Genomic DNA, 24,499 nt, shown 5'->3' with positions numbered 1-24,499 from the left:
CGCTTGGCAGTGCGGGTCCTCAGGCAGGGCGGTCGGCGAGCGCGCCCGACTCCGCGAGGAGGCGTGTGAGCAGCGGGAGCGAGGTGATCCCCTCGGCGGCGAGGAAGTGACCAGCGCCCTCCTGCACGTGCACACCGGCGTCGAGCCGCTGGGCGAGGCGATCGGAGGAGGCGGGCGGCACGTTGGTGTCGTCGTCCGAGCGGATCATCTGCCGCACGCCGATGCTGCCGACGAGCGCCTCGGCATCCACGTCGTCGGCCAGGAAGTCGTCGAGCACGGGGAGATTGGGCAGCCTTCCGGTGAACCCGGAGACGAGCACGAGACCGCCGAGGCGCCAGCCGGGCGGCAGCGCGGCGAGCACTCGCAGGGCCGTGATGCCGCCGAGTGAGTGCGTCACCACCCAGGTCGTCTCGTCCGGCACCCCGAGAGCTGCGGCGACGGCATGCTCCCACTCCTCCGCCACGGGTGTGGCCGGCGTGGGCAGCTCGACCGCCACCATCTCGATCCCCTGCGCTGCGAGCTGCTCACCGAGCCACGGGAACCAGTGCGCGGTGGGATACGCGTTGTAGCCGTGCACGACGACGACACGGCGGAGCGGCGGAGTGCTCTGGGTCTTCTGAGTGCTCTGGGCGGAGGAGGTCATACAGACGACCGTACCCGCGCACCCGGGTGCTAGCGCTTGCCCTTGCGGGGCGCGGACTTCTGTGCGGGCGCGGGCGCCTTGCGGGGCTTGAGCTTCACGACCGTCTGCACGCGGCTCCACAGCGTGCCGTAGGCGCGGGCCGCCTCCGCACCGGGGGCGTAGCTCCCGAGAGGTGCGCGTTCGCTGCCCATCCGCTCGACCAGCACGGTCGCGGGCACCACCACCTCTGTGACAGCCTTGTGCGCCGCGGGCAGCTGCTCCACGGCCTCACGGTGCTGCGTCTTGCGCCGGTCGACCATCGAGAGGAAGGCCACCACGGGCGCCTTCGACACGGAGTCGGCCACGAACGCGGTCACCTGCTCGAGCGAGCGCATCGACAGCGGCGAGGGCACGAGCGGCACCACCACGGCATCGGCGGAGAAGATGGCGTTCTCGGCCACGAGCGAGGCCCCTGGCGGGCAGTCGAGGATGACGACGTCGTAGTCCTTCTCCACCTGCTCGAGGATCTTGGCGACCCGCCGCTCCGACTTCTTGGCGCTGTCGAAGACCAGGTCGAGGTCGCGGTAGCTCGCATCCGCCGGCAGCACGTCGAGGTGCTCGAACGCGGTCGAGCGGATGGCGCCCGCTACCTTGCTGTCACCGGCCACGAGGGCCCCGACGCCGCCCTTGACCTTGGGCTTGACCTGCAGCAGATAGGTGGTGGCGCCCTGCGGATCGAGGTCCCAGAGCAGCACGCGGAACTCCTTCGACGCCTCCCACGCGAGGTTCACTGCCGCCGTGGTCTTGCCCACACCGCCTTTGGTGCTGTAGACCGCGACGACCTTCACGGCGTGGTGGGTGCTTCGAGGGCGGCGATGAGGTCGGCCTTGTTGAGGCGGGAGTAGCCGACGATCTTCTGCTCCCTGGCACGCTGACGCAGCTCCGCGAGGGTGGAGGCCGCGGGCTGCGGGGAGGGGAGCGGCGGCGTGAGCGAGGGCTTCGCGGCGGGTGCGGCAGTGATGCTCGGCGCGGCCTTCGCGGCGGGTGCGGCCTTCACGCTCGGCGCGGCCTTGACACTCGGCGCGGCCTTCGTCGGCGCTGCGGGTGCGGTGGTCGATCCGGGGACCGGCTGGGTGAGGGGGGCCGTCGGCTGCTTCGTGAGGGCCGCCGCCGCCTCGCGGGCCGCCCTGGCCGTCTCGACCTCGAGCTTGCGGGCCGCCTTGGCCTGCTTGGCGGCGAGCTTCTCCGTCTCCTTCGAGAGGGCGAGCGCCTGCTTGCGCAGCTTCTTGCTCGAATCGCGCACGGCCTTGTGCGCGGCCCGCACCGTCTTGTCGGCGCGAGCGAGGGCCTTCTTGGCCTTCTTCTCACCGGTCTTGGCTGCGGCGCTCTTCTTCGGCGCGCTCTTCTTGTCGGCGGCCTTGCTCTCGCTGGCCTTCTTGTCGGCAGGCTTCTTGTCGACAGCCTTCTTGTCAGCAGGCTTCTTGTCGACAGCCTTCTTGTCAGCAGGCTTCTTGTCGGAGCTCGTGCCCGCCGCCTTCGCCGCGGTCTTCGCCGCCGCCGTCTTCGCCGAGACCGCGGTCGCCGTGATCGCGGCGCTCTTCGCGCCTGCGGGCTTCTCGCCGGTCTTCTTCTCCGCGCTCTTGTTGTCCGCGGTCTTCTTGTCAGTCTTGGTCTGCGCCATGATGCGCACCTCCTGTTACGTCTGCCTCGGTGGGCTCTACCCCCACCGTACCCAGCAGACGTCGCGAACGAACGGGCCCCCGCCCGTCAGATCGCAATCGCCCAGGGGCCGCTCAGGAAGAAGGTTTGGCCGCCTTCTTCAGCCGCTTCTTCGTCGCACGCTCCACCAGGATGGCGAGGTAGTCCCGCACCGGTCGACCGGCCAGCTCACCGAGCTCGGCACGAGCGGCGGTCTCGATCTCATCCTTGGGGATGTCGGGATACTTCGCCTCGAGCCGCGTCACGACCTGCTGGATGGTGTCTTCGTCGGTTACTTCTTTAGCCACCCCTGAAGCATGAACCGCCGCTCGCTCCGGGTCAATATCCGCCCCCGGATCCACCCCCACTGTTCACCTGCGCAGCTCACCTGGGCAGATCATCTGGGCGGCTCGCCTAGGCAGTGCGCCGACGGTAGAGCGTGACGGCCACCGCGTAGGCGACCACGAGGATGCCGGCGCACCAGGCGAGCGCCACGGCGAGATCCGGGCCCACGGGCTGCTGCGCGAGCAGTTGGCGCAGGGCATCGACGATCGAGGTGACCGGCTGGTTCTCGGCGAACCACCGCACGGGGCCGGGCATGCTGTCGGTCGGCACGAACGCCGAGCTGAGGAACGGCAGCAGGATGAGCGGATACGAGAACGCGCTCGCCCCCTCGACCGAACTCGCCGAGAGCCCCGCGATGACCGCCACCCACGTGAGGGCGAGCGTGAAGAGCACGAGGATGCCCGCCACCGCGAGCCACTCCACCGGCCCCGCCCCCGAGCGGAAGCCGATGAGCAGCGCCACCCCCACCACGACCGCCACCGAGACGAGGTTCGCCACGAGCGAGGTCAGCACGTGCGCCCACAGCACCGACGAGCGCGCGATCGGCATCGACCGGAAGCGCTCCACGATGCCGCCCTTGAGATCCAGGAACAACCGGTACGAGGTGTAGGCGATGCCCGAGGCGATCGTGATGAGCAGGATGCCGGGCAGCAGGTAATCGACGTAGGAACCCGATCCGGTGTCGATGGCACCACCGAGCACGAAGACGAACAGCAGAAGAATGGCGATGGGCATGACCGCGGTCGTCACGATCGTGTCGGGGCTCCTGAGCACGTGCCGCAGGGAGCGGCCCGTGAGCACGGCCGTGTCGCCGAGCAGGCGCCCGCTCACGACTCGGCCCCGCTGTCGGCGGTGCGCGCATCCGGGGCATCCGTGGGATCCACTGCACCCGGGCCATCCGCTCGCCGCCCGACGATCGCGAAGAAGATCTCCTCGAGCGTGGGCTGCTTCTCGACGTACTCCACCGTGGCGGGCGGCAGCAGCGCCCTGAGCTCACCGAGGCTGCCGTCGGCGATGATACAGCCCTCGTGCAGGATGGCGATGCGGTCGGCCAGCTGCTCGGCCTCGTCGAGGTACTGGGTGGTGAGCAGCACCGTGGTGCCCTGGCCTGCGAGCTCGCGCACGGCCTGCCAGACCTCCTGGCGCGCCTCGGGATCGAGACCCGTGGTGGGCTCGTCGAGGAACACCACGGCGGGGTCGCCGATGAGGCTCATGGCGATGTCGAGCCGTCGGCGCATGCCGCCGGAGTACGTGGCGACCCGGCGGTCGGCCGCCTCCACGAGCGAGAACCTCCCGAGCAGGCCGGCCGCGACGGCAGCAGGCTCGGGGAGGTGCCGCAATCTCGCCACGAGGGCGAGGTTCTCGCGGCCGCTCAGCACCTCGTCGACCGCGGCGAACTGCCCCGTGAGGCTGATCGACTCGCGCACCCCGGCGGGGTCGGCGGCCACATCGAGGCCGTTCACCTCGGCTGAACCGGCATCCGCGGGGAGCAGGGTGCAGAGGATTCTCACGAGAGTCGTCTTGCCCGCTCCGTTCGAGCCGAGCAGGGCGAGGATGCTGCCGCGAGGCACCTCCAGATCCACTCCGCGGAGCACCGGGAGCGCCCTGAACGACTTCTCGAGACCGCGCACCCGGATGGCCGCGTCGGCGGCGCCGACGACCGCGGTGCCACCCACCTCGGTCTCGAGCATCATGAGCCGATCCCGTCGCTGGGGGTTGGGTCTGCGCTCGAGTCGGCCTCTGCGCTGTCGATCGCCGCGACGAGGCGCCTGCGCTCCCGGTCGATGTAGCCGCCGCCCGTGTAGTTGCTCACGAAGTCCTCCACGAACTCCACCGGATCCACCCCCACGATCGCCCGCACGGGGGTGCCATCGGCCGCGGCCCGCTCGAACAGGTCGACGAGATCCTCGAACATGGTGGCCGCACTGTCGCCGTCGGCGGGGCCGAAGTACATGAGGTACCGCTCGATGCCGTCGACCGCCGTGCGGTAGCCGGGCGGCAGCTGCTTCGTGCGCGCCTTGTACTCGCGCCAGCGCCGCTTGTCACCGATCACTCTGGCCGTGATCTCCGAGATGCCCATGTCACTCTCCTCCTCTGTGGAGCTCGTCCAGTCGTTCGGAGAGGAAGCTCCAGTTCCTCCAGAACTCGTCGAGGTGCTCCCTGCCGGCGGCATTGAGGGAGAACACCTTGCGCGGCGGGCCCTTCTCGGACGGCACCTTCTGCACGTCCACGAGGCCTCGCTGCTCGATCCGCACCAGCAGCGCGTACACGGTGCCCTCCGCGATGTCGGAGAACCCCTTGTCGCGCAGCCACGCGGTGATCTCGTAGCCGTACGCAGGCCGCGTCGACAGGATGGCGAGCACGATGCCCTCGAGAGTGCCCTTGAGCATCTCGGTCACTTGCTTGCCCATCGGCGCCTCCACGACTGCTACTGAGTGATGCTGACTACTGGTACTCAGTATCACTTAATAGTGACGGGAGGGCAAGCGCTCTCAGCGTGGATGGCCTCAGAGTCGGGGCGGGGCCGTAGAGGATTCGACGATGGCCAGGCCCCGGCCCCGCAGGCGGCGCCGCTCCTCGGCGAGGTGGCCGAGCAGGCGGTCGCGGGTGCCGCGGCTGTGGGCCACCACGAGGGCCGAGGCGCGCTCGGCATCCCTCGACCGCACCGCCGCGAGGATCTCGAGGTGCTCGGATCTCGCCTGGGCACGCGACTCCGGGGTGCGCACGTCGAGCCAGCGGGTTCTGCTGAGCCGCGTCAGGGCGTTCGCCATGGCCTCGGCGAGGAACGGATTGCGCGAGAGGCGCGCGAGCGCCTCATGGAAGTCGCCGCCGTCGCGGAGGCCGGCCTCCTGCTCGCCCCCGCCCTCGCCCTCGCCCGCGGCATCCGGGTCGGCGTCGGGGGCGCGCTCCACGAGCAGGCGCAGGGCGGCGAGCTCGTCGTCGCCGGCGCGCTGCACGGCGAGAGCCACGACCGCCGTCTCCACCGCCTCCCGGTACTCCATGACCGCTCGCACCTCGGCGAGGTCGATCGGCGCCACCTGCCAACCGCGGCCGGCGCGCTGCGTGAGTCCCTCGTTCTCGAGCCGCATGAGGGCGGCGCGGATGGGGGTGCGGGAGGCGCCGGTCCGCTCCTCGAGGCCCCGCTCGCTGAGCCTCTCCCCCGGCAGCAGGTCGAGCGACAGGATGGCGGCACGCAGTGCCGTGTAGGTGCTGCGCTCGCTCGTGTCGCCCATGACGCCTCCTTGGTATACCATCACCGTACACCACATACGATCGATGACCAGGAGCCCCCGATGACCACGAGAGACCCTCTGAGCGCACCCGTGCCCTTCGCGGCCTGGCGCATGCTCGGGCTCGGGGTCGCCGCGCAGGCCGCTGGGACGTTCCTCGTGAGCATCCCCGCCTACCTCATCCCGCTCCTGCACGTGCAGCAGGGGGTGTCGCTCGCCGAGGCCGGACTGCTCGCCTCCGCGCCGACCTTCGGCATGGTGCTCACGCTCGTGGCGTGGGGTGCGCTGGCCGACCGCTTCGGCGAGCGCTGGGTGATCGCGGGCGGGCTCGCGCTCACGGCTGTCTTCGCGCTGCTGGCGGTGGTGGTCTCGGAGGCGGGGCTCGTGCCCCTCGGCCTGCTGCTGATGCTCGGCGGCGCCGCGTCGGCGAGCGTGAACGCGGCCAGCGGGCGAGTGGTGGTGGGGTGGTTCCCGAGGTCGCGGAGGGGGTTCGCGATGGGGATCCGCCAGATGTCGGCGCCTCTTGGAGTGGCCGTGGCGGCGCTCGTGGTGCCGCCGCTCGCCGAGAGCGCGGGTCTCGGGGCGCCTCTCGCCGTGGTGGGCATCGCGCTCGCGGTGCTCGCGGTCGCGTGCGCGTTCGGCATCGCCGACCCGCCTCGGCCCGCCGCTGTGCCGGTAGCGGCTGCGGCTGCGCCGGCTTCGGCTGCGCCTGGCTCAGCTGGTGGATCGACTGCGTCCGACTCGGGCGCGCCGTCGGTGGCGCGCGGTCCCTACCGACGCAGCCCGTTCCTGCTGCGCATCCACCTCGCCTCGGCGCTGCTCGTGGTACCCCAGTTCACGCTCTCGACGTTCGGTCTGGTCTGGCTCATCGGCGGCCTGCAGTGGAACGCGGTGGCCGCGGGCGCGGTGATCGCACTCTCGCAGTTCGTGGGAGCATTCGGGCGCATCGCCGTGGGCTCGGTGAGCGATCACGTCGACAGCCGCACCCGGGTGATGCGCTGGGTGGCGGTGAGCGGTGTGGCCGTCATGCTCCTGCTCGCGCTCACCGGCGAGCTCGAGTGGAGCGCGGCGGCCGCGGTCATGCTCATCCTCGCCACCACCGTGAGCGTGGCCGACAACGGGCTCGCGTTCACGGCGGTGGCCGAGGCGGCCGGGCCGCACTGGTCGGGCCGGGCGCTCGGCATCCAGAACACCGGCCAGTTCGTGGCCGCCTCGGCGGTGGGGCCCGCGGTCGGAGCCCTCATCACCGTGGTGGGCTATCCGTTCGCGTTCGCGCTCGTGGCGCTCACGCCGCTCGCCTCACTCGCGCTCATCCCCCGGGTCGACGAGGAGCCGGCCTAGCCGAGGTGGAGCCGGCCTAGCCGAGGTGGAGCCGATATGGCGCCGGCCTAGCCGACGTGGTCGCGCCAGGAGTGCTTGGGGTCGAACCACAGCATCCGTCGCGCCTTGTCGATGCCGAGCAGCGTCTCGGTGCCCTCGACCGGGCGGCTGAACGGCACGTCGGGAAAGAAGCGGGCCGCCACCTCCGCCGACGGCGTCGACAGCACGGTGTCGGCGGCCGCGATCACGAAGGCCTCGAAGCCGCGCAAGGTGCTCTCGAGCGCGAGCCGCACGGCCTGCGCACCGTCGCGGGAGTCGATGTAGCCCCAGGCGTTCCAGTTGCGCGAGGCTGGATCGTTCTCGAAGGCGGGGAAGCCGGCGTAGTCCGACTCGTCCATGACGTTGGAGAACCGAAGTCCGATGAGCTTGAGGTCGGGGTTCCAGCGCGTGAAGTGCCGCGCCATCTCCTCCTCCACGGCCTTGCCGAGTGAGTACGTGCTCGACGGGCGCACCGTGAACTCCTCGTCGACGGGGAACGACGGCGGCGGGTTCTCGGCGAACGGCAGGCCGAGCACGGTCTCGCTCGAGGCCCACACCACGTTGGTGATGCCGGCCGCGGCGGCCGCGGCGAAGACGTTGTAGCTCGAGGGCACGTTGTTGGCGAAGGTCACCGAGTTGGGCACGAGCCCCGGGGCGGGCACGGCGGCGAGGTGCACCACGGCGTCGACCCCCTCGTAGCGGTCGTCGACCGCCGTGAAGGTCTCGAGCACCTGGCCGTAGTCGGCGAGGTCGACCTTCACGAACTGGGCGCGCGGCACGGTGACCGTCTCGCCGGGTCCGGGGCGCTCGGTCTCGGGCGACGGCACGCGATCGAGGTTCACGACCTCGTACCCCGCTCCCAGCAGCTCTCGCACCACGGCGCGGCCGAGCTTGCCGCTGCCTCCTGTGACGACGACACGGGTCATGGCTTGCTCCTTCTAGGGTGGGGGGAACTCTCCACCCTAGGCTGATGCCATGCTCATCGCCGCAGCCGTCTTCACCGCTCTCGCCGCCCTCGTGCACGTCTACATCTTCGTGCTGGAGAGCGTGCGCTGGCGGCAGCCTGCCACCTGGAAGATCTTCGGCCTCGCCAACCAGCAGGATGCCGACACCACGGCGCCGCTCGCCTACAACCAGGGCTTCTACAACCTGTTCCTCGCCATCGGCGCGGTCGTGGGCACGATCCTGCTCTTCACGGGTGCGCAGCAGGCGGGCTACGCCCTCGCGCTGCTCAGCACCGGCTCCATGCTCGCCGCGGCGGCGGTGCTCCTGAGCACGGGCCGCTCCCGCCTCCGCTCGGCCGCCACGCAGGGCACGTTCCCCCTCCTGGCGGTCGCCCTCCTCCTGCTCTCCCTCGCCGTATAGCGTCCGCGGCGCCGTCTAGCCCTCAGCGGGGCAGTCGAGGGTCAGCGGGTGGCTCGGGCTCGTTCCTCCTTGCGGTCGCGGGTGCGTTCGCGCGAGCCCTCGTAGAGGTTGTAGATGACGGGCAGCACCACGAGCGTGAGCACCGTCGACGAGACGAGGCCGCCGATCACGATGATGGCGAGCGGCTGCGAGATGAAGCCGCCGTGGCCCGTGAGCCCCACCGCCATCGGCAGCAGCGCGAAGATGGTGGCGAGCGCCGTCATGAGGATGGGCCTGAGTCGCCTGCTCGCCCCTTCGATGAGCGCCTCGCGCACGGGCAGACCTCTGGCCCGGTACTGGTTCACGAGGTCGACGAGCACGATGGCGTTCGTCACCACGATGCCCACGAGCATGAGCACACCGATGATGGAGGGCACACCGAGCGGGATGCCCGAGATGACCTGCAGACCGATCGCACCGGTGGCGGCGAACGGGATCGAGACGAGCAGCAGCAGCGGCTGGATGAGGCTCTTGAACGTCGCCACCATCACCACGTAGACGATCAGGATGGCCACGAGCACGGCGATGCCGAGCTGCTGGAAGGCATCCGACTGGTCGGTCACCGCTCCCCCGACTTCGGCGGTCGCGCCCGCCGGCAGCTCCACGTCGTCGAGCGCCGTCTGCACCTCGGTGCCCGCGGTGCCCAGGTCGTCGCTCGTGGGAGTCACCGAGACGGAGGCGGTGCGCACGCCGCGCTCGGTCGTGATGGCCGCTGGACCGTCGACGACGCTCACGGTCGCGAGCGAGTCGAGGCGCACGGGCCCTGCGAGGGTGGGGATCGCGAGCGCGGCGAGCGCCTCCTGCGTGGTGGGCGGATCCGACGCCGCGATGTAGATCGTGTAGTTGGTGTCGTCGATCACGATGGATCCGGCCGTCGTGGGCTGCATGGCCTGCGACACGAGGGCACCGACCGCCACCTCGCTGAGCCCCGCGTCCGCGGCCTGCCCGCGGTTGACCGCCACCTGCACGTAGGGTCGCGACTCGCTGAGGTTGCTCGAGGCCTGCGCCACGGCGTCGAGCCCCTGCACGGCGTCGAGCACAGCCGAGGCGGCGGTGGCGAGATCGGCCTGGTTCGTGGCCGAGATGTCGACGGCGATGTCGCTGGAGCCGCCGAAGCCCGACGACGTGCCGATCTGGATCTCGCCGATGTCCGGGATGGCCTCCAGGTCGTCGCGCACCGTGGTCTGCAGCGCCTCCTGGTCGACGCTCTCGTCGGTCGTGATGTTGTAGGTGATGGCGCTGTCGCCACCGCCCGCGAACGCATCGCGCAGCGAGCTGCCGCTCGATCCGATGGTCAGCTGCACGGTCTCGATGCCCTCGATGCCGCGGAGGGCGGCCTCCACGTCGTCGGCGGCCGAGGCCTGCGCGTCGAGGCTCGAGCCCACCGGCACGGTCTGGGTGACCGTGAAGGTGTTCTGGCCGCTGTCGCCCAGGAAGTTGGTCTTCATGAGCAGCGTGAGCGGCAGGGTGCCGCCGAGCACCACGATGGCGATGACGATCGTGACGATCGAGTGCTTGAGCGTCCAGGCGATGATGGGCAGGTAGCGGCGCTGGAGGGCGGTGGGCGGCTCGTCCTCGATCTCGGTGCGGTGGGCACGCGCACGGCGGAGCGGAGGCGCCACAGCATCCCTGGGCGTAGCCTCTTCGACCTTCGCCGGGGTGAGGCCGCCCGCCACAGGCAGCTCAGCGGCCTCCGCCACCGTGGCGGGCACGTCGGCGTGGGCGTGCACCGTCTTCTTCTTCGGCGGGCGCACGAACCAGTAGGCCAGCACGGGCACGATCGTGAGCGCCACGAGTAGCGAGGCCAGCAGCGCGATCGTGACCGTGAGCGCGAACGGACGGAACAGCTCGCCCGTGGTGTCGCTCACGAAGGCGAGCGGCAGGAACACCGCCACCGTGGTGAGCGTCGAGGCCGTGATGGCCCCGCCCACCTCGCGCACGGCATCCACGATGAGCGCGGCACGGGCGGCGCCCGCCTCCTTCGGCGTCAGCTGCACGCCGGCGAGCGAGGAGAGGTGCCGCTTGATGTTCTCGATCACCACGATGGAGTCGTCGACCACACGCCCGATCGCGATCGTGAGCGCGCCGAGCGTGATGATGTTGAGCGTGTAGTTGGCCGCCTGCAACCCCAGGAAGGTGATGAGCACCGAGGTCGGGATCGAGATGGCCGTCACGAGCGTGGAGCGGATCGACAGCAGGAAGACGAACACCACGAGCACCGCGAAGAAGAGCCCGAGCAGGCCCTCGGTGGCGAGCGCCTCGATCGACTCCTGGATGAACGGCGCCTGGTCGAACACGATCGTGAAGGTGGCGCCGGGCAGCGCCGACTCGAGCTCGGGCAGCAGGTCGCGCACGGCCTGCGAGACCTCGACTGTGTTGGCCTCGGGCACCTTCGTGACCGAGACGGTGAGCGCATCCTCGCCGTTGACGCGCGAGATGGAGGTGACCGGGTCGTCGACGAGCTCGACCGTGGCCACCTGACCGATGTTCACGGTCGATCCGTCGTCGTTCCTGGCAGGCAGCGGGAGGGCCTGGATGTCCTCGACCGAACCGAGCTTCGACCCCGACTGCACGGCGTAGGTCTGGTCGCCCTCGGTGAGGGTGCCGGCCGGGATGAGCTGTCCGTTGTTCTTCACGGAGTCGCTGATGTCGGTGGTCGAGAGCCCCCTGGCCGCGAGCGACTCGTTCGAGGGCGTGATCGTGACCCGCTGGCCCACCTGGCCGAGCACCTCGGCGGCGCGCACGCCGTCGATCTCCTCGAGGCCGGGCACCACCGAGGTCTCGAGCTGCTGCGCGAGCGTTTTGGTGTCCTCCCCCGAGACCGCGATCGAGATGATGGGCAGGTCGTCGACGCTGCCGCTCAGCACCTGCGTGTCGAGATCCTCGGGCAGGGTGCCGCTGATGCGGTTGATCGCCTGCGTGATCTTCTGCTCGGCCGTGGCCAGATCGGTGCCGTAGGTGAAGGTGGCCGAGACGATCGAGAGGTTGGTGCTGCTCGTCGCACTCGTGGTCTCGATGCCCGCCACCCCCTGGATGGCGGTCTCGATGGGGGTCGACACCTCGTCGTTGACGACCTCGGGGCTCGCACCGGGGTACGGGGTGAGGATCGCCAGCTGCGGGAACTGGATGGAGGGGATGAGCTCCTGCTTGAGGCTCGTCAGGGCGAGCGACCCGAACAGGGCGACCACCACGGTGACGAGGGCGATGAGCGCCCGGTTCTTCATGCTGATGACGGCGAGGAAATGCACAGGGTCGTCTCTCTATGGGCCGAGCGGGACAGGCGCCTAACGTGCTTAACTATCTCATTCAGAGAGGCGGGTCGGCGACGAAGCGGTAGCCCATACCCGCCTCTGTGAGCAGGTGCCGCGGCTTGGCGGGCACGGGCTCGAGCTTCTTGCGCAGCTGACCGATGTAGAGCCGCAGATATCCGGTCTCGCGCACCTGATGCGTTCCCCACACCTCGGTGAGCAGCTCCTGGTGCGTCACGAGCCTGCCCGGGTTGCGCACGAGCAGCTCGAGCATCTTCCACTCGGTGGGGGTGAGGCGGATGGGGCTTCGGTCGCCGTCGCGCGTCACCTGGCGCGCGGCGAGGTCGACGGTGACGCCGCCGAACGTCACGACCGGCTCGCCCGCATCCGTCGCCGGCGCACGCCGCCTCGTGAGGGCCCGGATGCGCGCGAGCAGCTCGTCCATGGCGAAGGGCTTGGTGACGTAGTCGTCGGCGCCCGCGTCGAGCGCGTCGACCTTGTCGGCGGAGCCCGAGCGGCCCGAGACCACGAGGATCGGCACCGTCGACCAGCCGCGCACGGCCTCGATCACCTCGATGCCGTCGAGCCTCGGCATGCCGAGGTCGAGCATGAGCAGGTCGGGCGACTGCTCGGCGGCGACCCGGATGGCCTCGGCGCCGTCGGCCGCCGTGACCACCTCGTAGCCCTGCGAGCCCAGCGTGATGCGGAGGGCGCGGAGGATCTGCGGGTCGTCGTCGGCGATGAGCAGCTTCACGGGTTCAGCTTCGCATCCGCGGCGACGGGTGTCTCCTCCTCGAGCGCTGCCGACACCGGGAGGGTGACGGTCATCGTGAGGCCGCCGCCCGGGGTGTCCTCGGCCGCGAGCTCGCCGCCCATGCCCTCCACGAAGCCGCGCGAGAGGGCGAGGCCCAGGCCGAGACCCGTGAGGTTGTCCGTGTCGCCGAGGCGCTGGAAGGGCACGAAGACCTCGTCGCGCCGATCCGCCGGGATCCCGGGCCCCTGATCGACGACCCGCAGCTGCACGGCACCCGCGAAGGTGCTCGCCGAGACCACCACGCGCGTGCCCTCCGGCGCGAAGCGCAGGGCGTTGGAGAGCAGGTTCACGAGCACGCGGTCGAGCAGCACCGGATCGGCGTCGAACGCGGGCAGGCCGGCCGGCAGGTCGAGGTCGACCTGCTCGGGGCCGAGCTCGAGCTCGTCGAGCACCGCGGGGATGAGGTCGTCGATGTGCACCGGTTCGAGCGAGACGCCGAGCACTCCGGCCTGCAGTCGGCTCACGTCGAGGAGGTCGGTCACGAGCCTCGCGAGCACGCCGAGGCTCTCCTCGGCGGTCTGCTGCAGGTCGCGGCGGTCGCGGTCGGTGAGAGTGCCGCCGGTCGAGCCGCCCTCCTGGAGGCCGTCCTCCGTGAGGCCTCCCTCGCTGAGAGCGCCCTCCCCGAGACCGCCCTCCCTGAGGCCCGTGACGGCGGCGGTCGCGGCGGCGAGCGGGCGGCGCAGGTCGTGACCCACGGCGGCGAGCAGCGCGCTCCGCACCTTGTCGGCCGCGGCGAGCGGCGCCATGCCGCGCGCGGTCTCCTCGAGTCCCTCGTGCTCGAGAGCCGCAGCGGCCTGCGCCACGATCACCGCGAGCAGCCGCCGATCCGAGGCCAGCAGGGCGCGCCCCCGCAGTTCGAGCACCGTGCCGTCTCGCACGGGCACCGTCACGACGCCCTGCTGTGAGGGGGCATCGCCCGAGGCGCCCTCGCCCTCGCCCTCGGGGTCGAGTCCGGGCGGGGCCGCCGCGAGCACACCATCGCCGTGCAGCAGGCGCACCGAGACGAGGGCGAACGCCTCGCGGGTCTGCGCCACGAGGGCGTCGAGGGCGTCTTCACCGCGCAGCACGCTGCCGGCCACGGTGGCCACGAGCTCCGACTCCGCCGCCGCCCGCCGTGCCGCCCTCGAGCGGCGCGCGGCCTGGTCGACCACGATCGAGACCAGCAGGCCGATCACCACGTAGAGGCCGAGGGCGAGCGAGTGCAGCGGATCCGTGATGGTCACGGTGTAGAGCGGCTCGACGAAGAAGAAGTCGAGCGTGATGCCGCTCAGCACCGCCGCGAAGAGCGCGGGCCACACCCCGCCGATGAGCGCGACCACCACCACGAGCAGCTGGAAGCTCAGCACGTCGGAGGTGAGCGACTCCTCGCTGCGAAACGTCGTGAGCAGCCAGGTGAGCAGCGGCCCCACCACCACGGCGAAGGCGAAGCCGAGCAGCCGGCGCTTGAGCGTGAGGGCACCGCGGGCGCCGGGCAGCCGCACGCGCAGGCCGCCGCCGGCCGCGGAGTGGGTGACGATGTGCACGTCGATGTCGCCCGACTCCCGCACGACCGTGGCGCCGATGCCCGGCCCCGTGAGCAGGGCCGCGAGCCGCGAGCGCCTGCTCACACCGATCACGAGCTGCGTGGCATCCGAGCTGCGCGCGAACTCCACGAGGGCCTTGGGGATGTCGTCGCCGACGACCTGGTGGAAGGTGCCGCCGAGCCGCTCCACGAGGGCGCGCTGCGCGGCGAGGGCACCAGCACCCGGCGGTCGCAGACCGTCCTGGGCGGTCACGTGCACGGCGAGCAGCCGGCCGCCGGCAGAGCGCGCCGCGATGCGGGCTCCCCTGCGCAGCAGAGTCTCGCCCTCGGGGCCACCCGTGAGGGCCACCACCACGCGCTCGCGCGCCTCCCACTTCTCGCCGATGCCATGGGCGGCCCGGTACTTCTGCAGCGCGCTGTCGACCTCGTCGGCGAGCCAGAGCAGCGCGAGCTCGCGGAGGGCGGTGAGGTTGCCGAGGCGGAAGTAGTTCGAGAGCGCCGCATCCACCCGCGCCGCCGCGTAGACCTCGCCCGCGGCGAGACGGTCGCGGAGGGCCTGCGGAGCGAGGTCGACGACCTCGATCTGATCCGCTGTCCGCAGCACCGCATCCGGGATCGTCTCGCGCTGCACCACGCCCGTGATCTGCTGCACCACGTCGTTGAGCGACTCGATGTGCTGGATGTTGACGGTCGAGATCACGTCGATGCCCGCATCGAGCAGGGCCTCGACGTCGCGCCAGCGCTTGTCGTGCGTGAGGCCGGGGGCGTTGGAGTGGGCGAGCTCGTCCACGAGGGCCACACCGGGTGCCCTGGCGAGCACGGCCTCCAGATCCATCTCGTCGAACTCGGCGCCGCGGTGCTCCACACGCCGACGCGGCACGATCTCGAAGCCGGCGGTCATGGCGCGGGTCCCCGCGCGCTCGTGCGTCTCCACGACCGCGATCACCACGTCGAGGCCGGAGGCCCTCAGCCGGCGACCCTCCTCGAGCATCGCGTAGGTCTTGCCGACGCCGGGGGCCGCCCCCAGCAGCACGCGCAGTCGGCCCCGCCTGTTCACACGATCCTCCCGATCGAGCCCTCCCGCGGAGTGCTCTGGAGTCGAGGATACGTTCACCTGTCAAGTCCCCGGCGGGTCCTCACGGAATCCTCACGCGGCGGCTAGAGTTCGAACGGTCGAGTTCAAAGGAGAACCATGACTGACACACTCGCGCCGGCCCTCACGTGGCGGCGCACCCCCCAGGGTCTCTGGGTCGCCAGCACCGACGATCGGCCGATGGGCATCGTCACCGAGAAGTCGCCGCACCGCTTCGTGGCCACGGGCCGCACCGGCCGAGACCTCGGCACCCACCGCACCCTCGACGAGGCCCGAGCCGCCCTGGAAGCCGCCCTCTAGAACGGGCGCTCCCGCGGCTCCGGGGGGCTAGCGGACTGTGGCCGGGCCCGAGGCGCCGTTGTGGGGGTGGCCGCCGGTGCCAGGCTCGTCGGTGAACTGCAGGCCGCCGCTGCCGTTCGACGAGGCCGTGAGGGTCTCGAGCCACTCCCGGTTGATCGACGGCACGCGCCCGCCCGCGAACTTGAAGTAGAGGGGGATGGCGGCGTCGAGCCAGATGCTCGAGCGGCCGTCGCCGATCGCCGGGTCGTCCTTCCAGGAGAAGAAGAAGCTCTCCTTGCGCCGCAGCTTCGCCGCGATCACGATCTGGAGATGCGTGAGGGTGCGGTCGTCGAATTCGATCTCGATGCCCGACGACCCGTAGAGGAGCTTGCCCATGAGCCTATTAACTCATGCCGGGGCGGCCGACGGGCGCACGGGCCTGCGGAGGTCTAGTGTTGCCAGCGGATGAGATGAGGTGTCTTCGTGTTCAAGAGGATCAAGCGCGTTCCTGAGAGCCCCGCACTGGAGCCGGGCAGCGACCTCGCGGTCGCGGGACAGTCGAGCCTGCCCGCCGTGCGGGTGAACGCCTTCCGCATCGGTCTCGTGGGCGGCCTCGGTGTGCTCCTCGCCATCGTGATCGGCGGCATGGTCTCGCAGCTCGGCACCGTGCTCATCTACATCGGCGTCGCGCTCTTCCTCGCGCTCGGCCTCGATCCGCTCGTCTCGTGGCTCGAGCGGCGCATGAAGCGCCCCCTCGCCATCACGATCGTCTTCGCCGTGGTCATCCTGCTCTTCGGCGGCCTGCTGTTCGCGATCATCCCGCTGATCGTCGACCAGGCCACGAACTTCGGCCGGGACTTCCCGCAGATCATCACCGACTTCTCGAACAGCGACTTCGTGGCGGCGGTGCAGAGCCAGATCGGCGGGGTCATCGACATCGACCAGGCCGTGAAGGATGCGACGAGCTTCATCCAGGATCCGGGCAACCTGCTCACCCTCGGCGGTGGACTGCTGGCCGTCGGAACGGGGATCGCGAGCGGCGCGACGGGTGCTGTGATCGTGCTGATCCTCACCCTCTACTTCCTCGCCTCGCTCCGCAGCATGAAGAAGGTCACCTACCGCTTCGTGCCCGCCAACAAGCGCGCCTCCTTCGCCTCGCTCACCGACGACGTCACGGGTGCCGTGGGTCGCTACGTGGTGGGGCAGATCGGGCTCGCGGCCATCAACGGCATCCTGAGCCTCATCTTCCTCAGCATCATCGGCGCCCCGCTGCCCGCCCTGTTCGCGTTCATCGCGTTCCTGGCCTCGCTCATCCCGCTCGTGGGAACGCTCAGCGGTGCGATCATCATCACCCTCGTGTGCCTCTTCGCCTCGCCGCTCACCGCGCTCGTGGCCGCCATCTACTACGTGGTCTACATGCAGGTGGAGGCGTACTTCCTGAGCCCCCGCATCATGAACCGCGCGGTCTCGGTGCCCGGCTCGATCGTGGTCATCGCCGCGGTGGCCGGCGGAACTCTCGGCTCGGTGCTCGGTGCGCTCGTGGCCATCCCCATCGCCGCGTCGGCGATCATCATCGTGCAGAAGGTCGTCTTCCCGAAGCAGGACGCGAAGGTCTGACCCCGAGGCACCACCGGTGGTGTCTGGCTGTGAGCTGATGGCCGAACCCGGCGCGCGAGCGTAGGTTCGGCCTCATGAGCACTCATGACGAAGACATCAAGGTAATCGCCACGCTGATCGAGTCGTCGAAGACCGCACTCGTCACCAGCCGCACCGCCGACGGCGAGCTGCACAGCCGCCCGCTGCAGGTGCAGGAGGCCGAGTTCGACGGCGACCTCTGGTTCTTCACGCAGCACCCGAGCGAGAAGACCGACGAGATCGCCGCGCATCCTCAGGTCAACGCCGCCTTCGAGTCGTCGAAGGGCTACCTCTCGATCGCCGGCTCCGCCTCGGTCGTGACGGATGCCGCCAAGATCGACGAGCTCTGGAACAAGGGCATCGAGGCGTGGTTCCCGGGCGGTCGCGAAGACCCCACCGTGGCGCTGCTCAAGATCGAGGCCGAGTCGGCCGAGTACTGGGCCACCGACGAGCCCAAGGCCGTGCAGCTGTTCAAGATCGCCCGCGCCGCCGCGACCGGCGGCACCCCCGACATCGGCGAGAACAAGTCGGTCGAGCTCTGAGTCGTCGGCCCTCCCGCCGCACGCACTCCACGTCGCACGCACTCTACAGAGAAGGAAGACGATGACCTCCACCATGGATCGCACCACCGAGGCCCCCGCCGACGGCGGAGCCCGCACCACCCGCCGCCAGAACGCCGAGCGCGGCTTCAAGGCGTCGAAGCAGCTCACCGACAACCTCCAGCGTGTGCTCGTCGACCTCATCGAGCTGCACCTCCAGGGCAAGCAGGCGCACTGGAACGTCGTCGGCAAAAACTTCCGCGACCTGCACCTGCAGCTCGACGAGATCATCGAGGATGCGCGTGAGTTCAGCGACATGGTCGCCGAGCGCCTGCGCGCCCTGCACGCCTCGCCGGACGGCCGCAGCGACACCGTGGCGGCCACCACCACCCTGCCCGAGTACCCCAACGGCGAGGTCGACACGGCCGAGACCGTCGACCTGTTCACCCAGCGACTCGAGGCGACCGTCGGCACCATGCGCGACGTGCACGACGAGGTCGACGACGAGGACCCCACCTCGGCCGACCTGCTGCACGGCTTCATCGAGAAGCTCGAGCAGTACGCCTGGATGGTGAGCGCGGAGAACCGCAAGCCCGCCAAGCGGTAGGTCGCAGCTCTGCTGCATCCGGAACCCCCGGCCTCATTCGTTCGAGGCGGGGGTTCCGTCGTGTCAGGGGGCGGTCACGTTCCGCGTCACACGACCTCGGCGAAGAGATCCGACTGGGCCATGAGGGGTCTGCCCGCCACACCGTTCCAGGCCGCCTCGAGCGCCTGCACCCCGCGCTCGAAGTCGCCCGGCTGGTGCAGGATCGGGATGCGCAGGAAGCGTTCGAAGGCCCCGTCGATGCCGAAGCGGGGGCCCGCGGTGATGAGCAGGCCGTGCGAGCGCGCGGCGAGCGCGAGCTGCGAGCTCACGGGGGCGCCGAGGTTGACCCAGGCGGCGAGGCCGCCGTGCACCTTCGGCACGGTCCAGCTCGGGAACGTCTCGGCGAGGGTGCGCTCGAGGGCATCGCGCCCTGCGCGCAGCTGCGCCGACCGCAGCTCGAGCACGGGATCGAAGTCGCGCAGCAGCTCGGCCACGATGAGCTGCTCGAGCACGGGGGTGCCGAGGTCGCCCGAGAAGCGGTTGGCCGCGAGCTTGCGGATGATCGCGGGCTCCGCCCGCACCCACCCCACCCGGAGGCCGGCCCACACGGTCTTGCCCACCGAGCCGATGAGCGCCACCGAGCCCGCGGTCGCCGCGTCGCCGTAGGCCGCGAAGGGCAGGAACTTCTCGGGCCTGTCGATGTCGAGCTCCGCGGTGGTCTCGTCGATCACGACCACGCTCCCCTGGCGGGCGGCGTGGTGCAGCACCTCGGCGCGCAGCTCGGCGGGCATGGACTCCCCCGTGGGGTTGTGGAAGTCGGGCATGAGGTAGGCGAGCGAGGGGCTCGTGCGCGCGAAGGCCTGCTGCAGGCCGGGCGCATCCCAGCCGGCGCCAGCCCCGTCCCCGGCCCAGTCGCCGGCCCCGGCCCCGTCGCCGCGGGCCGTGACCGTGACGGGCACGAGTCGCGCGCCGGCCGCGCGCAGCGACTCGTAGGCGTGCGGGTAGCTCGGCAGCTCCACCACCGCGCGGTCGCCGCGGGCGAGCAGGGTGCGGGCGAGCAGGAAGATGGCGTGCTGGGCGCCGATAGTGATCATGACCTGCTCGGCACTCGTGGGCAGACCGCGTGCGGTGTAGCGATCCGCCACGGCCTGCCGGAGGGTGAGCGAACCGAACGGATCGATGCCCGTGCCACCGAGCTCCACGGCGAAGTCGTCCATCACGCGCTGCGTCGCCGAGTGCAGGCCGGGGTAGGCCGCCGAGGTGGCCTTCGAGAAGTCGATGTACTCCCCCGCGGCGTCGAGACCGGTCACGGGCGCCCGGCCGGGCAGCCGCGTGACGCTGCCGGAGCCGCGCACGCTGTGGGTGTAGCCGGCACCGCGGAGCTCGCGGTAGGCGGCCGACACCATGGTGCGGCTCACGCCGAGGCCCTGCGCGAGGTCGCGCTCGGCCGGCAGGCGAGTGTCGGTGGCGATGCGGCCGTCGAGCACGAGCAGGCGGATGCGGTCGAAGAGGGCCAGATAGGAGGGGCCGGAGGAGGATCCGCGCCAGTCTCCGAGCAGGGCGATGAAGGCGCGAGTGCCGATGCGGACGTCAACCATGCATCCACCCTACTGACATTGGCTTCTTGTTATCCAGCCAATTCTGGAATTGGATCTCTCTTGTGTCCTCCTCCTTCGTTCTGCGCTTCCTCCGCCTGCTGGCGGGGCTCCTCCTCTACGGCCTCGCCGAGGGGCTCATGGTGCACGCCACCATCGGGGTGAGCCCGTGGATGGTGTTCGCCCAGGGGATCGCGGCCGTCACGGGCCTAGGCCTCGGCGTGCTGACCGTGCTCATCGGGGCCGCCGTGCTGCTGCTGTGGATTCCGCTGCGGCAGCGGCCGGGGCTCGGCACGCTCATGAACGTGCTGCTCGTGGGGCCTTTCATCGAACTGGGGCTGTGGCTGTTCCCCGCCCCTTCGTGGTTCGGGGCCACGGGGGTGTGGGCGGTGGTGGTGACCGTGCTGTACTTCACGATCGGGCTGCTGCTGCTCGCGGTGGCGAGCGGCATCTACATCGGGGCGGCCATGGGGCCGGGGCCGCGCGACGGGCTCATGACGGGGCTGCACTCGCGGTTGGGGTGGCCGATCTGGATCGGGCGCACGGCCGTGGAGGGCACGGTGCTGGCCGCGGGGTGGCTGCTCGGCGGCAACGTGGGGCTCGGCACGGTGGCGTTCGCGCTGTTCGTGGGGCCGCTGTGCGGGGTGACGCTGCGGTGGTTCGGAGTGACGCGGGCGCGTGGGCGTGCGGATGCGAGCTCAGGCTCGGTGACGGGTGCGCGGCCTGATGCGGATGCGGATGCGCGGCCCGCGCACGCCGTGCGGGCTAGCTCTTCGCGGCCTTCGCGGCGGCCTTCGCGGCGCGCTTCGTCTCCCTCACACGTGTGAGCGAGTCGGGATCGACGATGTCGGCGACCGAGCGGTACGAGCCCTCCTCGCCGTAGGGGCCCGCGGCCTCGCGCCATCCGCTCGGCGTCACGCCGTACTGCTTGCCGAGCAGGGCCACGAAGATGCGGGCCTTCTGCGCGCCGAAGCCAGGCAGCGACTCGAGCCGTTTGAGCAGAGTCTTGCCGTCGGGGTCGTCGCGGGTCCAGAGCTCGGTGGCATCGCCGTTCCAGTCCTCCACGAGGGCCGCGGCGAGCGCCTGCACACGGCCGGCCATGCTGCCGGGGTAGCGGTGCACGGCGGGCGTCTCTCGGAAGAGCTCCACGAGCGCGTCGGGGTCGTAGGCGGCGAGAGTCTCGGCGTCGAAGCCCGGCTTGCCGTTCGCGCCCTTCGCCGCTTTCCCCGCTTGGCCGGCGGCGATCCGATCGCTGATCTTCTTGGGGCCCTCGAAGGCCGTCTCCATGGCTATCTGCTGATCCAGGAGCATTCCCACGAGCAGGGCGAAGGGATCGCGTGAGAGCAGCGCATCCGCCTCGCCGTCACCCGTGATGTGCAGTCGAGCATCCATACCCCCATGCTGACACGCCTAGTGCTCGCGCGGTGGGGCGAACCGCGCCAGGTTGCGCAGCGGCGACCAGGCTCCGAGCTCGGGGTAGTCGATGACCACTCCGACGACACCGCGCTCGCCGAACGACAGCACCCAGTCGAGCGCTGCGGGCAGCGGCACGCTGAAGAGCGCCGCGGCCTCATCCGCAGCGACGAAGCCACTGGAGCGAGCTGTGGCCGCTGCTCGGGTCGCACTGCTGTAGATGCACAGCATGTGCCCCTCGTCGGCCGCGATCGCGTAGGGGCGAGGCGCCTCGGCCGTGCCCCGATTGATGAACACCCAGCGGTCGAGGGCAGCCACCGCCGTCCAGAGCGCGATCTGGGGAGGGATGTCGGCCGGCGCGGCTTGGCAGGCGGCGTTCAGCCTGTCCAGTTCGGCGAGCACCGCCGGGCTGGGGTCGAGCGGGTGCGTGTCGTCTGGCGCAGCGTCATCCATCTGAACGACTCCTCTCGGTTCGATCGTGCCCGTAACGCTACCGTGGCGAGCGGGATGGGCGTGGGCGATACTGGGGCGATGACCGAGGGTTCCGAGTTCGCCGAGCACGTCTTCGATTCGCTGGGCGTGGACCCGGCCGTGCAGTCCGATCGCATCGGTGGTGCGGTCCTCGTGGCCGTGAAGCGTCCGCCGGAGGGTCCGATCACGTTGATGACCTTGGGAGCGTCGCGAATGCCGGTCGACTCCGGTGAGCGCGTCGAGTTCGCCGTGGAGGTGCTCGACGGCCAGGAGGGCGCAGGGCGGATCGCCTTCCAGATCGCCTGCGACGACATCGCGGCCAATCGGAGAGTTCCTCCCGTCGGAACACCCTGGCGCAACAGCGAGCCGTTCCTCACGGGCACCAGCATCTCGGCGATCCTGGTGACGCCCTCGCGCTGGGGTGCGGCGTTCGACGAGGTGCGGTCGTCAGAGGGTGCTCTGCTCGGGCACGTGCGCACCCTTCGACTGCTCACGGATGCGGAGGCGTCGTTCGCCTCGGCGAACGGCTGGGAGGCACTGGTCGCTGCGGCGGGATCCCCCGACGCCCTGCTCGACGTCACGAGGAGCGACACCGTCGAGCCCGCCGGCCTCCCGGGCAACGCGCCGGTGTTCGTGACGAAGCTGCACGCCGAGCATCCGCCCAGGTGGGTCACCTTCACCGGCAGCGAGCTGCAGTCGGTGACCGGCCTGGAGTCCGAGGAGTACATGGACGAGCCGGCCAACCACGAGATCTGGTCGGTCGACTCGTTCGTGCGACGCTTCCCCTGGGTCGCGGAGTTCGTGCGGCGGGCGCTGCCGGGGCAGACGGGTCTCTTCCTCGACGCCTCGGGGACGTACATCCTCGAGGAGGAGTAGACCCGCCAGGCAAGTGGGATCAGCCGGCGCCGACCTGGAGCTGGGTCATGAGGTCGAGCGTGTCGGCGTTCAGCCAGTACTCCACAACCTTGTCGTTCTCCACTCGCAGGATGTCGGTGCCGTGGAACGTCACCTCGGTGCCCACGGCCGCGCCCGCACCGGGCACGCCGCCGCCGTAGTGGCCGGTGGCTACCCAGCGCACCACCACGTGGTCGCCGTCGATGAGGGGGCCGACCTCGACGGAGAAGACGAGGTCGGACATGAGGGATCGCATCTGCGTCACGAGATCCTTCATGCCGGAGACGCCGCCTGCCGCACTGCCGTCGCCGCCGTCGAACATGGCGGCGTGCACGCGGTTGTCGTCCGAGATTATCTGGTCGGCGACCGGGATGTCGCCGTTCCAGAGGGCGATCCACTGGGTGATGAGGTCGTTCGCGTTCATGGTGGTCTCCGATTCAGTCGTGGTGAGCGGTGAGGTGGTGCTCGGTGAGGTGGGACTAGCGGGCTGGGTGTGGCCTAGGGCGTCGGATGGGACGCTGCGGCATCGGCCCATTGGCCGAGGGTCACGGTGAATCCGTCGACGAGGCGATCGAAGCTCCGATCCACGTCGGCGCTCCACTGGAACGCCCCCGACATCTCGTACGAGACGAAGCCGTGCAGGGTGGAGCGGAACGCGCGGATGGCGTCGACGGCGTCGTCGCCCTCGAGGCGGTAGGCCAGGAGCACGTCGGCGATCACCTGGATGGCGGCCATCGAGACGGCCGCGTCCTCGACGTCGCCAGGGGCCGGCATGAGGTTGGAGGCCTCGTAGCGGGCGGGGTGCGTGCGCGCCCAGTCGCGGTAGGCGTGCGACATGGCGGAGATGGCCTCCGCTCCGGAGCGGCCCACGGAGGCACGGGCGAGCACCTCGCCGAGGTCGCGCTTGGCCTGCACGGCAATGTCGCGGTGCAGGCCCGCCATCGAATCGATGTGCTTGTAGAGGGAGGGCTGCTTGACGCCGAGTCGCTCGGCCAGCGCGGCGAGGGTGAGCTTGCTGAGACCGACCTCGTCGGCCATCGCGGCCGCCTCGTCCGCCACGCGGTCTCGGGTCAGTCCCGCCCTAGGCACGGGGCCGGCTGTTCGTTGTGTCCATGCGGCTAAGCCTGCCCGCCCATCCGGCTAGAGTCAATAGCTTTGTTCTGGGTTGGCTATTGACATTAGCTTCACGGCAATGGAGACTAGCCATATCAACCGCAGCTCCACCGCTGCCCCACAGAAACGGAATGATCATGAGCATCGTCTTCACCACCACGATCGACATCGACGCCACTCCCGACGAGGTCTGGGCGGTTCTCGCCGACTTCTCCACCTACGGCGAGTGGAGCAACTTCTCCCGCATCGACGGCGCACCGCAGCTCGGCACCAAGCTCAAGATGCGCATGCCCGGCTTCTGGTTCACCTCGACCGTCACCTCGGTCACCGAGAGCCGCGAGCTGCAGTGGTCGGCGAAGATCGCCACCGCGGGCTTCTTCCTCGGAGCACACACCTTCACCCTCGAGCGCCTCGCCGACGGCACCACCCGCCTCACCAACACCGAGACCTTCTCCGGCGCACTCACCAAGCCCTTCGAGGGCCTCTTCGCCAAGAACCACAACGAGGGCGGCTACGCCGCCTTCAACCTCTCCCTCAAGACCCGCGTCGAAACCCGCGCCGCCCGCCGCACCACGCTCATCCCCGCCGCATAGACCCCGATTCACGCCGGCACCGACACCGACACCGACACCGACACAG

The 24,499-nt window shown here is 70.4% G+C and carries 28 protein-coding genes; 9 read left to right on the top strand and 19 right to left on the bottom strand.

The window, feature by feature from the left end:
* Positions 1-19: 19 nt before the first annotated feature.
* From ACEXQC_RS10730 to ACEXQC_RS10690, 9 genes are all read right to left on the bottom strand, one after another.
* Positions 20-643 (bottom strand): RBBP9/YdeN family alpha/beta hydrolase, encoded by a 624-nt coding sequence (locus ACEXQC_RS10730; RefSeq protein WP_374821561.1) that lies wholly within the window; start codon positions 641-643, stop codon positions 20-22.
* Between the two features lie 29 nt (positions 644-672).
* Positions 673-1,470, bottom strand: a complete 798-nt coding sequence (locus ACEXQC_RS10725) for a ParA family protein (RefSeq protein WP_374821558.1) — start codon at positions 1,468-1,470, stop codon at positions 673-675.
* A complete protein-coding gene (locus ACEXQC_RS10720; protein ID WP_374821555.1) occupies positions 1,467-2,303 on the bottom strand; it encodes a Rho termination factor N-terminal domain-containing protein in 837 nt (278 codons plus the stop codon). Before ACEXQC_RS10720 ends, ACEXQC_RS10725 begins: the two co-directional genes overlap by 4 nt.
* Positions 2,304-2,415: 112 nt before the next feature.
* Complete coding sequence (locus ACEXQC_RS10715; protein ID WP_374821552.1) at positions 2,416-2,628, bottom strand: three-helix bundle dimerization domain-containing protein; 213 nt, start codon at positions 2,626-2,628, stop codon at positions 2,416-2,418.
* Between the two features lie 106 nt (positions 2,629-2,734).
* The gene (locus tag ACEXQC_RS10710; protein WP_374821549.1) at positions 2,735-3,496 is read right to left on the bottom strand and encodes an ABC transporter permease; all 762 of its coding nucleotides are present in this window, start codon (positions 3,494-3,496) and stop codon (positions 2,735-2,737) included.
* On the bottom strand, positions 3,493-4,356 hold the full coding sequence (locus ACEXQC_RS10705; protein WP_374822058.1) for an ABC transporter ATP-binding protein: 864 nt from the start codon (positions 4,354-4,356) through the stop codon (positions 3,493-3,495). Before ACEXQC_RS10705 ends, ACEXQC_RS10710 begins: the two co-directional genes overlap by 4 nt.
* On the bottom strand, positions 4,356-4,745 hold the full coding sequence (locus ACEXQC_RS10700) for a DUF1048 domain-containing protein (RefSeq protein ID WP_374821546.1): 390 nt from the start codon (positions 4,743-4,745) through the stop codon (positions 4,356-4,358). Before ACEXQC_RS10700 ends, ACEXQC_RS10705 begins: the two co-directional genes overlap by 1 nt.
* A gap of 1 nt (position 4,746) precedes the next feature.
* Positions 4,747-5,076, bottom strand: a complete 330-nt coding sequence (locus ACEXQC_RS10695) for a PadR family transcriptional regulator (protein WP_374821543.1) — start codon at positions 5,074-5,076, stop codon at positions 4,747-4,749.
* A gap of 96 nt (positions 5,077-5,172) precedes the next feature.
* Positions 5,173-5,898 (bottom strand): GntR family transcriptional regulator, encoded by a 726-nt coding sequence (locus ACEXQC_RS10690; protein ID WP_374821540.1) that lies wholly within the window; start codon positions 5,896-5,898, stop codon positions 5,173-5,175.
* 60 nt (positions 5,899-5,958) lie between these two features.
* Between ACEXQC_RS10690 and ACEXQC_RS10685 the strand changes: the two genes are divergently transcribed.
* The gene (locus ACEXQC_RS10685) at positions 5,959-7,236 is read left to right on the top strand and encodes an MFS transporter (RefSeq protein WP_374821537.1); all 1,278 of its coding nucleotides are present in this window, start codon (positions 5,959-5,961) and stop codon (positions 7,234-7,236) included.
* 47 nt (positions 7,237-7,283) lie between these two features.
* Here ACEXQC_RS10685 and ACEXQC_RS10680 read toward each other — a convergent pair whose 3' ends face one another.
* Entirely contained in the window at positions 7,284-8,180 is an 897-nt protein-coding gene (locus tag ACEXQC_RS10680) for an NAD-dependent epimerase/dehydratase family protein (protein ID WP_374821534.1), read from the bottom strand.
* A 49-nt stretch (positions 8,181-8,229) separates the two neighbouring features.
* Here ACEXQC_RS10680 and ACEXQC_RS10675 point away from each other — a divergent pair, with 49 nt between their 5' ends.
* On the top strand, positions 8,230-8,619 hold the full coding sequence (locus tag ACEXQC_RS10675) for a DUF1304 domain-containing protein (RefSeq protein ID WP_374821532.1): 390 nt from the start codon (positions 8,230-8,232) through the stop codon (positions 8,617-8,619).
* Positions 8,620-8,660: 41 nt separating this feature from the next.
* Here ACEXQC_RS10675 and ACEXQC_RS10670 read toward each other — a convergent pair whose 3' ends face one another.
* The 3 genes from ACEXQC_RS10670 to ACEXQC_RS10660 are packed head-to-tail and all read right to left on the bottom strand — an operon-like array spanning position 8,661 to position 15,299.
* Complete coding sequence (locus ACEXQC_RS10670) at positions 8,661-11,906, bottom strand: efflux RND transporter permease subunit (RefSeq protein WP_374821529.1); 3,246 nt, start codon at positions 11,904-11,906, stop codon at positions 8,661-8,663.
* A 58-nt stretch (positions 11,907-11,964) separates the two neighbouring features.
* Positions 11,965-12,660, bottom strand: coding sequence for a response regulator (locus ACEXQC_RS10665; protein WP_374821526.1), 696 nt, complete (start codon positions 12,658-12,660; stop codon positions 11,965-11,967).
* A complete protein-coding gene (locus tag ACEXQC_RS10660) occupies positions 12,657-15,299 on the bottom strand; it encodes a DUF4118 domain-containing protein (protein WP_374821523.1) in 2,643 nt (880 codons plus the stop codon). The genes ACEXQC_RS10665 and ACEXQC_RS10660 overlap by 4 nt, the downstream gene beginning before the upstream one ends.
* 135 nt (positions 15,300-15,434) lie before the next feature.
* Here ACEXQC_RS10660 and ACEXQC_RS10655 point away from each other — a divergent pair, with 135 nt between their 5' ends.
* Entirely contained in the window at positions 15,435-15,635 is a 201-nt protein-coding gene (locus ACEXQC_RS10655; protein WP_374821520.1) for a hypothetical protein, read from the top strand.
* A gap of 27 nt (positions 15,636-15,662) precedes the next feature.
* On the opposite strand, the gene ACEXQC_RS10650 is transcribed toward ACEXQC_RS10655, so the two are convergent.
* The gene (locus ACEXQC_RS10650; RefSeq protein ID WP_374821517.1) at positions 15,663-16,010 is read right to left on the bottom strand and encodes a DUF7882 family protein; all 348 of its coding nucleotides are present in this window, start codon (positions 16,008-16,010) and stop codon (positions 15,663-15,665) included.
* An 87-nt stretch (positions 16,011-16,097) separates the two neighbouring features.
* Between ACEXQC_RS10650 and ACEXQC_RS10645 the strand changes: the two genes are divergently transcribed.
* The 3 genes from ACEXQC_RS10645 to ACEXQC_RS10635 all read left to right on the top strand — a co-directional run bounded on the left by ACEXQC_RS10645 (position 16,098) and on the right by ACEXQC_RS10635 (position 18,395).
* Positions 16,098-17,231, top strand: a complete 1,134-nt coding sequence (locus ACEXQC_RS10645; protein ID WP_374821515.1) for an AI-2E family transporter — start codon at positions 16,098-16,100, stop codon at positions 17,229-17,231.
* A 74-nt stretch (positions 17,232-17,305) separates the two neighbouring features.
* Entirely contained in the window at positions 17,306-17,791 is a 486-nt protein-coding gene (locus tag ACEXQC_RS10640) for a pyridoxamine 5'-phosphate oxidase family protein (RefSeq protein ID WP_374821513.1), read from the top strand.
* A 61-nt stretch (positions 17,792-17,852) separates the two neighbouring features.
* Positions 17,853-18,395 (top strand): Dps family protein, encoded by a 543-nt coding sequence (locus ACEXQC_RS10635; RefSeq protein ID WP_374821510.1) that lies wholly within the window; start codon positions 17,853-17,855, stop codon positions 18,393-18,395.
* An 86-nt stretch (positions 18,396-18,481) separates the two neighbouring features.
* Here the strand turns inward: ACEXQC_RS10635 and yczR are convergent, their stop codons facing one another.
* Positions 18,482-19,972 carry a MocR-like transcription factor YczR gene (gene yczR, locus ACEXQC_RS10630; RefSeq protein WP_374821507.1) on the bottom strand — a complete coding sequence of 497 codons (1,491 nt, stop codon included), beginning with the start codon at positions 19,970-19,972 and terminating at the stop codon, positions 18,482-18,484.
* Between the two features lie 62 nt (positions 19,973-20,034).
* Here yczR and yczE point away from each other — a divergent pair, with 62 nt between their 5' ends.
* A complete protein-coding gene (gene yczE, locus ACEXQC_RS10625; protein ID WP_374821504.1) occupies positions 20,035-20,796 on the top strand; it encodes a membrane protein YczE in 762 nt (253 codons plus the stop codon).
* Here the strand turns inward: yczE and ACEXQC_RS10620 are convergent.
* Positions 20,735-21,361 carry an HhH-GPD-type base excision DNA repair protein gene (locus tag ACEXQC_RS10620; RefSeq protein WP_374821501.1) on the bottom strand — a complete coding sequence of 209 codons (627 nt, stop codon included), beginning with the start codon at positions 21,359-21,361 and terminating at the stop codon, positions 20,735-20,737. The two genes, yczE and ACEXQC_RS10620, sit on opposite strands and share 62 nt — an antisense overlap.
* 18 nt (positions 21,362-21,379) lie before the next feature.
* A complete protein-coding gene (locus ACEXQC_RS10615) occupies positions 21,380-21,835 on the bottom strand; it encodes a hypothetical protein (RefSeq protein WP_374821498.1) in 456 nt (151 codons plus the stop codon).
* Positions 21,836-21,913: 78 nt separating this feature from the next.
* Here ACEXQC_RS10615 and ACEXQC_RS10610 point away from each other — a divergent pair, with 78 nt between their 5' ends.
* Complete coding sequence (locus ACEXQC_RS10610) at positions 21,914-22,729, top strand: suppressor of fused domain protein (RefSeq protein ID WP_374821495.1); 816 nt, start codon at positions 21,914-21,916, stop codon at positions 22,727-22,729.
* A gap of 19 nt (positions 22,730-22,748) precedes the next feature.
* Here ACEXQC_RS10610 and ACEXQC_RS10605 read toward each other — a convergent pair whose 3' ends face one another.
* Together ACEXQC_RS10605 and ACEXQC_RS10600 are read right to left on the bottom strand one after the other, a co-directional pair.
* Positions 22,749-23,171: an ester cyclase gene (locus tag ACEXQC_RS10605; protein WP_374821492.1), complete on the bottom strand. Its 423-nt coding sequence runs from the start codon at positions 23,169-23,171 to the stop codon at positions 22,749-22,751.
* A gap of 74 nt (positions 23,172-23,245) precedes the next feature.
* The gene (locus ACEXQC_RS10600; protein ID WP_374821489.1) at positions 23,246-23,806 is read right to left on the bottom strand and encodes a TetR/AcrR family transcriptional regulator; all 561 of its coding nucleotides are present in this window, start codon (positions 23,804-23,806) and stop codon (positions 23,246-23,248) included.
* Between the two features lie 191 nt (positions 23,807-23,997).
* Between ACEXQC_RS10600 and ACEXQC_RS10595 the strand changes: the two genes are divergently transcribed.
* Positions 23,998-24,453 (top strand): SRPBCC family protein, encoded by a 456-nt coding sequence (locus ACEXQC_RS10595; protein WP_374821486.1) that lies wholly within the window; start codon positions 23,998-24,000, stop codon positions 24,451-24,453.
* Positions 24,454-24,499: the final 46 nt, after the last annotated feature.

Origin of the sequence: Herbiconiux liukaitaii (assembly GCF_041927495.1) — a bacterium.
GTDB classification, from domain to species: domain Bacteria; phylum Actinomycetota; class Actinomycetes; order Actinomycetales; family Microbacteriaceae; genus Herbiconiux; species Herbiconiux liukaitaii.
The sequence above is the reverse complement of the archived record's forward strand: the minus strand, read 5'-3'. Positions and strand labels throughout refer to the sequence as shown.